This window comes from Vibrio bathopelagicus, assembly GCF_014879975.1.
Taxonomy (GTDB): domain Bacteria; phylum Pseudomonadota; class Gammaproteobacteria; order Enterobacterales; family Vibrionaceae; genus Vibrio; species Vibrio bathopelagicus.
Window position 1 is genome coordinate 812,125 of sequence record NZ_CP062501.1, and the last position, 13,165, is coordinate 825,289.

Sequence of the window (13,165 nt, forward strand, 5' to 3'; positions counted from 1 at the left end):
CTAATCATTAATTTAATTAGGGTGATAGCCGGCAGCAGTTTTCTTGGGCTGCGCCACTGCCGACTATCGATATTGGGTTTCGTTGTTACTGATTCACTCACACGTCCATGAGGCTTACGAAACTTCCGTGACTTCGATTTGGTCTGCTTTAGTTAACTTTTCATCGCGTTTTGCATTCGAAGAATCACTCAAACTCGGCTTAGGAAAACGTTGCTCTCGCTCTTTGATGAATGACAGGCTAGTGTCCATTTCTTCACTGTTGATGTAGTGCTGGAATCGCTTCATCTTTTCTGGGTTTTCAATGGTGGTTTTCCATTCACACTGGTATTTCTCGATGTTGAGTGCGATGTCCGCTTCGAGTTCTTCAGCAACATTTAGCTTGTCTTCAATCACGACTTGCTTGAGGTATTCAATGCCGCCTTCAAGGTTCTCCATCCATACCGATGTTCGTTGTAGGCGGTCTGCGGTACGTGTGTAGAACATCAAAACGCGGTCGATGTATTGAAGCAGTGTGGTTTCGTCCAAATCAGTGGCGAATAGGTCTGCATGGCGAGGGCGCATACCGCCGTTACCACAGATGTAGAGGTTCCAACCTTTGTCTGTTGCGATAACACCAATGTCTTTCGATTGCGCTTCTGCACATTCACGAGTACAGCCAGATACCGCAAACTTGATCTTGTGTGGCGAGCGTAAGCCCTTGTAGCGGTTCTCAAGTCGAATCGCTAAGCCAACACTGTCGTCGACACCGTATCGACACCAAGTGCTACCAACACACGATTTCACAGTACGAACCGATTTGCCGTAGGCGTGGCCAGTTTCAAAACCTGCATCGATCAGCTTTTTCCAGATGATAGGCAGTTCGTTAAGCTGCGCGCCAAACAAGTCGACACGTTGACCGCCTGTGATTTTGGTATAAAGGTCGAACTCTTTAGCGACTTCACCAAGCACGATTAGCTTATCTGGTGTGATTTCACCGCCAGCAATACGTGGTACCACAGAGTAGGTGCCATCTTTTTGCATGTTACCGAGGTAGATGTCGTTGGTGTCTTGCAGTTCGATATGTTGATCTTCGAGGATGTAATCGTTCCAGTAAGAAGCCAAAATTGAACCGACTGCTGGCTTACATACGGTACAACCTAGTCCGTTTCCGTGAGAATCTAACAGCTCATCAAAGGTCTTAATTTTGTTGACGCGGATGATGTCAGTGAGCTCTTGGCGAGAATAAGCAAAGTGCTCACAAATGTCGTTAGAGACTTCAACACCTAGGTTACTTAGCTCACTATCCAGAACCTGTTTAGCAAGAGCAGAACAACCGCCACAACCTGTTGAGGCATTGGTGGTTTCTTTCAGTGCTGCCATGGTGGTGCAACCAGCAGATACCGCGTCTTTAATGTCGCCTTTGGTCACATCAAAACATGAACAAATCACAGCGCTGTCTGGCAGAGCTTCAACACCCATTGCTGAGCCTGAATCATCCGCCAAGTTAGGTAAAATCAGTACCGATGGGTTCTCTGGCAGTGGCATATCGTTTTGCTTGATTTGCAGTAGCGAGCCATAGGCTTCTGCGTCACCAACCAATACTGCACCGACAATCTTTGTACCGTCAGCTGAGATGATCAGGCGCTTATAAACTTGTTCGATTTCATCGTTATAGGTATACGACTGAGCGCCTTCCGTCTTGCCGTGTACTTCACCAATACTGGCCACATCGACACCAAGCAGTTTGAGTTTGGTGCTCATGTCTGCGCCAGTGAATTCAGACTCGTCAGTGCCGTCAGAGACAATATGCGAAGCCGCGATTTTTGCCATGGAATAACCAGGCGCCACTAAGCCGAAGATCTTGTTGTCCCAAAGCGCACATTCACCAATGGCGTAGACGTTATCGATGTTGGTCTGACAGTGATTGTTGATGACAATACCGCCACGTTCGCCAATCTCGACATCAGAGCTTCTTGCTAGCTCATCTTGAGGGCGAATACCGGCAGAGAATACGATCATATCGGTTTCTAGATGGGTGCCATCCGCGAAGTTCATGCGGTAGCGAGAGGTTTCGCCTGCAACTATTTCAGATGTGGCTTTCTCAGTATGAACTTGCACACCAAGGTCTTCAATTTTTCTGCGCAGTAGGGCACCGCCACCGTCATCTAATTGAACGGCCATTAGGCGAGGAGCGAATTCAACCACATGGGTTTCTAAGCCAAGGTTTCTGACTGCGTTTGCGGCTTCTAAGCCAAGCAGACCCCCACCAATGACCACGCCTGATTTACTGCTCTTGCTTGAAAGCTCGATGGCGTCTAAGTCTTCGATAGTACGATAAACGTGACAGTGTTCTTGGTCGTTACCGGGAATAGGAGGAACAAAAGGGAAAGAGCCCGTCGCCAAGATTAGCTTGTCGTAACTTTCAACATGACCACTCTCAGTGATGACTTGTTGATTGGCTGTGTCTAGCTTGGCGACCTTCTGGTTCAACAAGTAGTTCACGCCGTTGCTTTGGTAATACTCTTCACTGGTTAATGACAAGTCATCAGCGGTTTTACCATTAAAGTAAGCGGTTAGCTGAACACGGTCGTACGCTAGCCTTGGCTCTTCGCTAAAAGTAATTACATCAAACTCATCACTCTCTGATTGCAGGATGTTGTCGATAAATTTGTGTCCAACCATGCCGTTACCAACAACGACGATTTTCTTCTTGCTCATAATCCATTCCTTATTCTCGGCTTCACCATTACTAGCATCTAATTTCTAGTCGTTAGCAGGTGAATACCGGGTTGAGATTCCACTCAATTCATAATCACCAAGAAAAACAAAAATGTTTTTTCTAAGTCTTGGTTTTTAGTTGAGCAAGGAGGATGCCAGATTGTGGTCTGCTCATTTAAATAAAAATTAATACAGAAAATTCAAAAGCTTAAAAATCCACAGCGGTACGCACTTACCACTAAAGTGGTAAGTTGGTTTTTTGTTAGACTGGCATAAATGAGCGTTTGTGGTGCAACTTTCTACAAGATGGTGCAAAAATTAAGTTTCCATTTTTATTAAGTTCTTCTGGATTCATTGTCGATATTTATTTGTTTATTAAGTTGTTGTTTTGTATGGTTAATTTTTCAAGTTCAACAATTAGTGTTAAGTGGCGTGTTATTTGCTTGGTTCAAGTTATTACAATTATGGATAATTGAGCGAGAAACGGATGACCGATTCAAACAGCGGCTGGATAAAATCGACCTGTGCTTATTGCGGTGTAGGGTGTGGAATAGAAGCGAGACCGACATCGCTAGGAAAACTAGAAGTACGTGGTGATAAAGACCACCCGTCAAATTACGGAAAGCTATGTACTAAAGGGGTTGCGCTTGGCGACACCGTCACGCCTTTAGGTCGTCTTACACAACCAGCTCATCTTCAGAATGACCAAAAACAAGAGCTGGATTGGAACAGTGCAACTCAGTTAGTCGCAGACAAATTCAATCAAACGATCGAAGAATTTGGAGCCGATTCCGTCGCGTTTTATGTTTCTGGTCAGCTGCTTACTGAAGACTATTATGTTGCCAATAAACTGATGAAAGGCTTCATCGGTAGCGGCAATATCGACAGTAATTCTCGCCTTTGTATGGCTTCAACTGTGGTTGGGCATAAGCGTGCATTTGGTGCAGACACAGTACCGGTTTGCTATGAAGATCTCGAGCAAGCAGAAGTGGTCGTCATCACTGGCTCAAATCTCGCTTGGTGTCATCCTGTTCTCTTTCAGCGCTTACGTGCTGCCAAACAAGCCAACTCAGACATGAAAGTGATCGTCATTGACCCGCGCTACACCGACACCTGTGAAATTGCTGATATACACTTGGCATTGGAGTCAGGCTCAGACGTGGCGCTGTTCAATGGTTTGCTAGCCTACTTAGATGACAACGACAAGCTCGACTCAGACTACATCGAAAAACACACCCAAGGTTTTACTGAAGCGATACGAACCGCTACAGATTATCGCTATACCGAATCAGGTTGGGGCAAAAAAAGCGTTCCTGAACTGACAGGGCTTAGCGAGCAACAACTCGAACAGTTCTATCATTTGTTCGCATCTAAAGAGAAAGTACTTACCATCTACTCTCAAGGCGTAAACCAATCCACACAAGGGTGTGACAAGGTAAACGCCATTATTAACTGTCATTTAGCGACCGGGAAAATAGGTAAGCCGGGCATGGGGCCATTCTCTGTCACAGGCCAACCAAACGCGATGGGTGGGCGTGAAGTAGGCGGCTTAGCCAATACTTTAGCGGCGCACTTTGAATTTGGTGATCCACAATCACACCAAACCGTGAGCGAATTTTGGCAGACCGACAGCTTAGCCACTCATGCAGGGTTGAAAGCGATCGACCTGTTTGATGCCATGAATGAGGGCAAGATAAAAGCCGTGTGGATTATGGCAACCAACCCAGTCGTGAGTTTGCCTGACAGTGAGAAAATCAAAACCGCGTTAGAGAAATGCCCGTTTGTGGTGGTGTCTGACTGCATTGCCGATACGGAAACCACACGTTTGGCTGATGTGGTGCTACCCGCGCAGGGTTGGAGTGAAAAGTCCGGCACTGTGACTAACTCTGAGCGTCGAATCTCACGTCAGCGCCGTATATTACCAAGCCCTGGAGAAGCCAAACCGGATTGGTGGATCTTAAAAGAAGTCGCGCAGAAAATGGGATTCAAAGAGCAGTTTGACTTCCGCCACGAAGGTGAGATCTTCAAAGAGTATTGCGAGATGACAGCTCTCGGCAATGAAACGGGCAAAGCGCGTGATTTGTGCTTAATTGGATTAACCACACTGGACGAAAAAGGCTATGGCGAGCTGACTCCACAGCAGTGGCCGGTACTTGAATATCAACCAGAGATCATTGAACAGCGCATGTTTACCAATGGCGAGTTCTTTACCGAATCTGGCAAGGCGCAGTTTATTGCAGTTGAACACGATAAGCCTATCGCTGATACCAGTGTCGAATTTCCGCTAATCATGAACACAGGGCGAATCCGAGATCAATGGCACACCATGAGCCGAACTGGCTTGGCTGCTGGCTTAGGTGAGCACACACCGGAACCTTTTGTAGCCATGCACCCAGATACGGTCGCTGCACTTGGCTTAGAAGAGTTCGGCTTAGATGAATTTGGTTTAGATGCCTTCAACCACGCGACTATAAACCCAGTGGTGAAAGTGCGCAGCGCACAAGGCGAATGCCAAGCGCGCTTAGTGGTGACCAAAGAGATGCGCCGTGAACAGGTGTTTATGCCTATTCATTGGAATGCTCCGACCGCCAAAGATAGCAAGCCGTGTGACTTGATCTTGCCTCATACGGATGCAGCCTCTGGTCAGCCAGAATTCAAACACACACCTGTTGTGGTAGAGCCGTGTGGCTATCGTAGTGAAGCCGCGTTGGTCAGCGACAAAGTGATGGATTGCAGCGGCTTTGACTATTGGGTTCGCCAAAGAGTGGAGGGCGGTTTTCTGTATCGTATATCCTCATCTAAGAACCCAATGGAGTTGGTGATTCAGCTTGCTAACACCCTTGATGCCTTGCCAGAACCTAACGTGGAGGCAATAAAATCACTCCATTACCACGGCAATAAATCGTTCAAGAATTATGGCTCTGCCAAGCTGGATCAATTTGGTGTGAAGCAAGCGTTCGTAGTGAACAGTAAGCTCGACCATGAAAGCATAGATTGGCTGGTGGCATGCCTAACCCGAGAAGCCGATGAAGAGTTCGAAGCCGAGTTTTTGAGTACATTGGCGAAGTAGCTGACTACCCCTAACCTGTTCATACTTAAAGTTAAGCGCCGACAATTACGTCGGCGTTTTTGTTTTTAAGTATGCAATACCGATTGATTAAATAACAAGTTTCACATATCATTTTACGAATTGGTATGGTGTTCCATAATTTCTAGGTAGAGGTAAATTGATGTCTAAATTGGCCATTTCTAAATTCTTTGAACAAAAACTGGAGGCTCCGCTTCACAACACCGTGTGGTCTTGGGGAAGTGAGAACGCCAAAGGGATTTACCTACGCGCATGGAACCGCACAAAAATCGGCGATAAGTTCGATATTGCCAACAGTGGTATGGAAACAGACAATGATGGAAGAACTCGAGCGGGTGGCGTAGAGCGTGCAAAACACGTTAAAGCCATTGCCCAAGGGAAGCCTGGCTACATTGTTGCCATTGACGGAGAGGTTGATGATGAAGGTAAGTCGCATATTAAAGATTATAACGACAAAGCCGTATTTCGCATTTTATCGCTAACAGTGAACGAGCAAGGCAAAACGCTAGCCGAAGTCGACTACGACAACCCGATACTCATTGAAGCGATTGGCGAAGAGACCGACGTAGCCGCGATTATGGAAAGCCTTGAAGATAAACCCAAAGCCCTTACCACATTAGCCAAGGCTGAAAAGCTCGGTTGGCAAATAACAGGCATGAACGATCATGGCGTAACCATTCTACTCAAAGGCAAGAAAACCGGCCTTATCTCATACACTGGCGAATTCAGCGCTGCTTAGGAGTGACTATGTATAACCAAGGCGACCTGTGCCCACACTGCGGCTTAATCATCATGCTACCCACAGATCTAGAACCAAAATGCCTAGGTTGCGGCGAAGAAATTAACGAACAAGATGACGACTAACTCACACATTGAGCCACTTTCTACATTTTGCGGAGAATATATGGAATTTTTCTGCTTTTCGTCATGTTTGATAAAGAAGCAAGCTGGTAAGGTGCTGTTATTAAATGGGTTATTAGACAGAGCCTGAACGGTTTAGATTACTAGACAGAATTGTTTCAGGGACAAAATGCAGAATTACTCTGTCTAATATAGCTGTTAGGCGCCTGAGTTTGTCACAAGATCGTGAAAAAGGATAAGATAAAATGGATTCGTATGTTTGGAATGTCTCTGATTCGCCTTATAAGTCAGAATTTCTTAATGAAACAATAGAATTTGGTAGTGAAAATCCTGTTTTTCTTATTGATCAATTGGGAGGCAAGAGACCAGCATTATTTAACTCGGAGTTTTTAACAAAAGGGAAAATAGATATATCTATGTACCCTTCATCGTTGCTTGACTCCAATGTATTGGATCTTCTCGATAGGTTTGTTCACAAAGGAAAAGCTACGGACGGGTTTAGAGAGTTTCTTAAGTTTTTAGTTCAGAAAGGCTGGGACTCTAGTGCGATGTTTTACTATTTAGAACACTTCTCGAAGTCATCGTTAGAAGACTTTAGAAAGAACGCAGTACGAAGAACAGAATCATTACTCAAAATACATTCAATGGATGAGCCTCACTTCCTTCAAACTGGAGAAGTAATTCCTAACGAAGAAGCTGTTCGATACTATACGAGTAACTTGGGAGTTAGTGATCTCTATGAAGTAGCAGAGAAGCGGGTAGACAGCTTTATTAATAGTTATAGTAAATCTAATCTAACATCAATGATTGAAGCTACGGAGATAGCTTTGATCAAAATGGTTCTGATCCGAAAGTCTGAAATGAAGAACTCTTCTCCAGTAGAGCAATATAATGAATTTATCCGCTTTTTAAAGCAAGACTTGGGTATTATGCTTGCTAGAGAGGCTCACCTTGCTCTTCATTATTTCTGTGATAATGCTGGTCGATTGTTAGGTATACAATCCAACACCCCAAAAGAAAAGGCTATTTCAATAATTAAGTCTACCGCATGGGATATTTATTTACTCAGAATGCCGGAGGTATTGTTTTCTGAATCTTGTCATGATGTATGTATTGCATATGTTTCAACACAAGAAAAGCAACTTCAGGCATTGGCACGGCTATTCACGATAGAACAGATAGAAAGTTTTGATAGTGCTAACATAATGCCAGTCGTTAGCTTCAGCATGGTAGGTATTCCGCGGTCAATTCAAACAGAAATAAAAGATGAATTGTTGCCAGCCAATAATAGCCTAAAGAAGGTTGTTCCACTAGGGCTTAATCAAGCACTATTTAAGCAACTGGAACTTTTTTGCGCCTAACAAAGCGTTTAAGACAGATTCCCAACGCTCGGCATTTTCAGTTTGGGTCAGCTTTAGTGTTTAAGGTGCAATGGTTTAAGTTAGGTGGTTAGCGTTGCTCACTACTTAACGCGGCGTTATGTATAAAAAGAGGCAATAAAGCCTCCTATAGCTAGTAAGATGAGCTTTGAGATAGCTGATACATAGTTTGCGCGTAGTTATTTCCATCACGTATGTAAGCTTGGCACTCTCCCTGAGATATGTCCTCTCGTTCTTGTATTGTGTTTATCAGTTCGTATGCATCATGGTTTCTACTATAGAAAAGTAAGAAGCCAACATTTTTACAGAGAACACTACTTGGCTGACCTGAGCTATTACTGGCAGTATAGGGATTTGCCGGAGAACCAGCGCATGCCGTCAGTAGAAAGCTAAGTGGAATTAGAGCAACTATCTTTTTCATTATTTAATCTTAAAGAGTATTTAAATCGAGCCGAGAGTTTAGGTGGAGTCAGGCAACAAATGACATAGACTTGTCAATGAAGTTTGGCATTCAGTTTCCATTCAGTTTTTTGGCGAAAATTCATACATAACAAGACTGTTCGAGTGTGGTGCTTGGAGTTCTATCTGACGTTCGTACTTGTTATCGCTCTCTCAATAGAGGAGCCAGCGTTTAAACGAACTGCTACATAGAAAGCTTTAGTTGCAGCTAAAGCTTGGGTCTCACATTACCCTATTGGAGTGCTTATTATCCATACAAAGCATTTAAGAGTGATTCCCAACGCTTGGCATTCTTCATTCCACAGTTGGGTTTTGTGTTTCTAGGGCAACGGTTTCTGGTTCGGTGTTAGTATTATTTACCTAAAATAAAGTGTTCGCTTATTCGGCTACTAAGGAAGTAATACAATGAACATGAAGGCGTTTTCTAGCTTGGTGGGTTTGTCGGCTCATACGCTTAGGTACTATGAAAAAATCGGCTTGCTTAAAAATGTTCAGCGCAACAGCAGTGGGCACCGAGTGTATGCCGAGAAAGACGTAAAGTGGATTGAGTTTGTGATTCGCTTAAAAGAAACGGCCATGCCACTCGAAGAGATATTGGAATACGCTCGGCTAAGGGAGCTGGGCAGCAGAACGGTACTTGAACGCCAAGCCTTGCTAGAACAGCACCAACAGAGTTTAAAAGCGCACATTGCGCAGCAGCAATCCCACCTTTCCGCTCTGGAAGATAAAATTGACCTGTATAAAGATGGAAAAGTGCGTTGACTTAGAGTGAACTCTAACTTGTATGCTGTGCTCCTATTGAATACATAGGAGTAACATAATGGAAACGTCACGTTTTGAGAAAGGACTAGAGCTGCTTAAACAGATTGATGGTGAAGCAGGGCAAAATGTTATTGATAGCCTACAAGATATCAGCCCCGATTTAGCCAAGTACACCATCGAGTATCCTTTTGGTGATATCTATGCGCGAAAAGGCTTGGATTTGAAATCTCGCGAGATCGCGACGGTGGCAGCGTTAACGGCATTAGGCAACTGCGCCCCACAACTTAAAGTGCATTTGAATGCGGCGCTTAATGTGGGTTGCAGTGAAGAAGAGATCAAAGAGGTGATCATTCAGATGTCTGGTTACGCTGGCTTTCCTGCTGCGTTGAATGGGATGTTCGCATTCAAAGAAGTGCTCGCTGAACGAGTGGCATATCACAACAGTTAATTCGATGTCTAACACTTGGCACTTTATGCCAGTGTTGGGCTTGTTGTTTTATTGAAAGCAAACCAAACAGGGCGCCAATAATGGCGCCCTTTGTGTTAGTTGGAAACGCTATAAGTGTCGTAGTCGCGTAGTAAGAATAGTGCGACACAAGCTGCAAGCATTGGCCAAGAGGCAAAGAATAGTAGGTTGTTGAACGGGTCCATGTACTTAGCGAAAGAGGCGAAGGTGGACCCTGCATGCAAAACTAAAACCGTGCCGTAGGTGTACTTCTTCCATATACCCACAACGAATGCGCCTAAAAAGCCGAGCTGCGCGACACCCAGCGCCATCATCGCGTTGTCCGAGATGTCGATGCCATAAAAACCAGACAGTACTTTTGTCGCGTGTTCTGGCACCAGAATTTTATCCAATCCCCAGAACAAGAAGACGATAAAAATGCCGACTCTCAGCAGTAATAGGCTTGTCGCCAGTTTGGTTTGAAGTGTCTTTTCCATGATATTCCTTTTATGCACTTAAGATACGATGACGTTAAATATTCATCAAAGGAGACCTATGGCTTTTGTGTTTTCTTTCGCGGCTTTTCAGTGACTTATGTAACAAGGAATGTCTGGTTAATCTTTGTTTATATAATATGTCGTTTTTTTTGATGTGGTATCATTCACGCAGTTAATTGTTAATGGATGTATAACGTGAAAAAATACCTACTATTATCGCTTTCGGTTTTAATTTTGGCTGGTTGTGGAGCCCCTCGTTACACAGGGAGCGCGATTCCAGAACCTACGACTGAAGTGGATGTTGTGATTGTTAAAGACGCTGAAACACGTGAAGGGTTTTTAAATACCATGGAAACATGGCTGCAAGATAACGATTATACCTACACCGTCGTACCAGATAAGTCGCAGCACGATCTTGATAAGCTAACATTGGAGTATGAAGGCCATTGGGGCTGGGACTTAGCGTTGTTCTTAAAGCAAGCGGAGATCAATGCTTATCAGAACGGGCAAAGAGTCGGTGAAGTCGAGTTTAAAGTTCCATATACGGCGAACCCGAACAAGTTCGGTAATGCAACTAAGCGTATTGGTTTCATGATGGATACGGTATTTGGTAAGAAAACCGCTGAAGAAGCGACGAAAGCGGCCAATTCATCAAATTCAAAAGCGACGAACTAGTCTAATTGGTGTACTAGTTCATCCCTTTATTCACTTTCTATTTCTCTTTAAGCTTAGTTCGAAGAGACGAAGAGACGAAGAGACGAAGAGACGAAGAGACGAAAATGTGAAGCCGTCGCTTTTACCGTTACGGCTTCACATCGTTCAGATTAATTAAAGCTCTTGTCTGAGGTGATACCTTACTAACCTCGCTTGGTATTCAGGCCTGGTATCAATAAACTTCGTTAGCTTTGCTTCTTTTCATTTCGAGCCAGCCAGATGAGCGGCAGTATGATCATCGCAGTGCCAATCGCCATTGCAATATCAGGCATTTCACCAAACCAGACCAACCCAACTCCCACCGCTCCGAGTAAGCCGCTGTATTCAGCACTGGCGATTTTATTGCTTTCTGCCGATCGGTAAGTGACTACACATATCGCCGCGTAGATGAGGATAAAGCCGCTTGACCCTGCAGCAGTGATAAGTGGTGACCAATCCCATTCACGGCCTTCCCAAATGGCGAGTCCAAGTGATGCCGGAACTCCTGCTAAATTGGTTAACAACAACGTTTGTGCCACGGTTTGGTGCTTCGGAAGTTTGCGAATTAACAAGTTATTACTGGCAATAGTTAACGCCACGATAAGCGCTGCAATGGCCGCCCAATCGATCTGTGTTGGACGAATGATGACCAGAACGCCCATGAAGCCGAATATTCCAGCAGCAATAGAGTAGCGACTGAGTTGTTCTTTGAAAAATACCAAGGCTAAAGGCAGCATCATCAAAGGTGCGGCGTAGAAAATCGCGTTGGCGGTGGCCAATGGCATGGCATTGATGGCAAACACCATAAAAATTGCGCCCAGCAACCAGATATGCGCACGCAGAGCATGCCATTTCAGCCCGTCGGTGAAGCTCTTTTTACTCACACCAATACAAAAAGGCAGAAGGATCAACACGGCAGTTAGCTGTCTGAAGAAGACAAATTGAAACACAGCAGTGTCTTCACCCAAGGTTTTAATTAAGGCATCAGAGAAAACCGCAATTAGATTGCCGACAATGAGTAAACTCATTGCCATTCCAACAGACATTGTAGGCATGAAGAAGCTCCTATCATTGACTGACACGTGTTCAGTGTGAGTTAAAAGAAAATGAAGAAATGTGATGGCGTAATCTTAATGCATAAAATCGTTTCATATATAATGATAAAAATTCACTTAGTATGAGCTGAGCTAATAATGAAATTACCCCCTTTGAGATCAATACAATGTTTCGAATCGGTCGCTCGTTTAAATAGCTTTTCTCAGGCGGCTATCGCGCTTCATGTTACTCAAAGTGCGGTGAGTCATCAGGTTCGCTTGCTAGAGGAATACTTAGGTGAAACTTTGTTTGTGCGTCAGGGAAGGCGTTTATCGCTCACCCCGATAGGAGAGCGTTACTACGAAGATGTGTCTCATTCATTGCAGAATATCGCTCAAGCCAGCTACCAAATCCGCGAAGGTGACAGTGGGAAAATTCGGATTGCAATGTACAGTTCTTTGGCGGTGAAATGGTTGGTGCCTAGGCTCGAAAACTTACGCCAACAGCATCCAGAAATCGATTTAACGTTAAGTATGGTAGCTGATGAGCCTGAGTTCTCGGATCAAGTAGCCGACTGCTTTATTACTGCCTACCCGCCAAAGAAAAACTACGTTAGTGACTTCCTATACAAAGAGCAGCTCTATCCGTTCTGTAGCCAAAAGGTGTGGCAGAGAATCGAAGATAAACCTTTGCCAGAGGCACTATGGGATCAGCAGTTACTTTCAGTAAGTTCAATCTTCAAGGACGGCGGTGAAGCGAAAGACTGGATTCAGTGGTGTGAACGTGGTGGTTTCAGCTTGCCAAAGGATGTGAAAATTAGCCAGTTCAGCCACATGGTACTGGCGGCCGAGGCCGTGAAATATCATCAAGGTATCGCATTCCTGAACGATTACTTTCTTAACGACCAAGATCTTCAACAAAACTTGGTTCGTATCCCAATGCACGATTTGCCGACTGGCGACAATATGTACTTTGTCTACAAAAAGTCGAGAGCTAAGCAGTTTGAAATCAAAACTTTAGGCCATTGGCTCAAACAGCAATGTTTTGATTATGAGTAAACAGTGAAGTGTAGCGTTGAAGAAAACCAGCTCACTTTATTAGAGATTAGAGATGCGTGTTATTTAGATAACACGCATTTTGTATTTTAGGGGCGTGAACAACGCGCTTATACTCGTTGGAAACGCTGTGAGCGTCGTAACTCAAAGTAAAAAGAGTGTAACGCAGGCTGCCATCAATGAACCTGCTTACA

10 protein-coding genes are annotated in these 13,165 nt (G+C 44.4%); 7 read left to right on the forward strand and 3 right to left on the reverse strand.

The genetic code is table 11. The features are described from left to right. Positions 1–114: 114 nt before the first annotated feature. Positions 115–2,697, reverse strand: coding sequence for a nitrite reductase large subunit NirB (gene nirB / locus IHV80_RS19960; RefSeq protein WP_192892022.1), 2,583 nt, complete (start codon positions 2,695–2,697; stop codon positions 115–117). A 472-nt stretch (positions 2,698–3,169) separates the two neighbouring features. On the opposite strand from nirB, the gene IHV80_RS19965 reads away from it, so the two are divergent. The 5 genes from IHV80_RS19965 (at position 3,170) to IHV80_RS19985 (ending at position 9,694) form a co-directional block, all read left to right on the forward strand. Further along, positions 3,170–5,767 carry a molybdopterin oxidoreductase family protein gene (locus IHV80_RS19965; protein WP_192892023.1) on the forward strand — a complete coding sequence of 866 codons (2,598 nt, stop codon included), beginning with the start codon at positions 3,170–3,172 and terminating at the stop codon, positions 5,765–5,767. A 160-nt stretch (positions 5,768–5,927) separates the two neighbouring features. After that, positions 5,928–6,524: a hypothetical protein gene (locus IHV80_RS19970; protein ID WP_192892024.1), complete on the forward strand. Its 597-nt coding sequence runs from the start codon at positions 5,928–5,930 to the stop codon at positions 6,522–6,524. Between the two features lie 367 nt (positions 6,525–6,891). After that, positions 6,892–8,007: a hypothetical protein gene (locus IHV80_RS19975; protein ID WP_192892025.1), complete on the forward strand. Its 1,116-nt coding sequence runs from the start codon at positions 6,892–6,894 to the stop codon at positions 8,005–8,007. Positions 8,008–8,889: 882 nt separating this feature from the next. After that, on the forward strand, positions 8,890–9,246 hold the full coding sequence (locus IHV80_RS19980) for a MerR family transcriptional regulator (RefSeq protein WP_192892026.1): 357 nt from the start codon (positions 8,890–8,892) through the stop codon (positions 9,244–9,246). A 58-nt stretch (positions 9,247–9,304) separates the two neighbouring features. After that, entirely contained in the window at positions 9,305–9,694 is a 390-nt protein-coding gene (locus IHV80_RS19985; protein WP_192892027.1) for a carboxymuconolactone decarboxylase family protein, read from the forward strand. A gap of 95 nt (positions 9,695–9,789) precedes the next feature. Here the strand turns inward: IHV80_RS19985 and IHV80_RS19990 are convergent, their stop codons facing one another. Then, positions 9,790–10,188 carry a hypothetical protein gene (locus IHV80_RS19990; protein WP_192892028.1) on the reverse strand — a complete coding sequence of 133 codons (399 nt, stop codon included), beginning with the start codon at positions 10,186–10,188 and terminating at the stop codon, positions 9,790–9,792. Between the two features lie 195 nt (positions 10,189–10,383). On the opposite strand from IHV80_RS19990, the gene IHV80_RS19995 reads away from it, so the two are divergent. Further along, positions 10,384–10,863 (forward strand): Sbal_3080 family lipoprotein, encoded by a 480-nt coding sequence (locus IHV80_RS19995; RefSeq protein ID WP_192892029.1) that lies wholly within the window; start codon positions 10,384–10,386, stop codon positions 10,861–10,863. Positions 10,864–11,087: 224 nt separating this feature from the next. On the opposite strand, the gene IHV80_RS20000 is transcribed toward IHV80_RS19995, so the two are convergent. Beyond that, positions 11,088–11,936, reverse strand: coding sequence for a DMT family transporter (locus tag IHV80_RS20000; protein WP_192892030.1), 849 nt, complete (start codon positions 11,934–11,936; stop codon positions 11,088–11,090). Between the two features lie 138 nt (positions 11,937–12,074). Between IHV80_RS20000 and IHV80_RS20005 the strand changes: the two genes are divergently transcribed. Beyond that, positions 12,075–12,974 (forward strand): LysR substrate-binding domain-containing protein, encoded by a 900-nt coding sequence (locus IHV80_RS20005; protein ID WP_017108419.1) that lies wholly within the window; start codon positions 12,075–12,077, stop codon positions 12,972–12,974. Positions 12,975–13,165 lie beyond the last annotated feature (191 nt).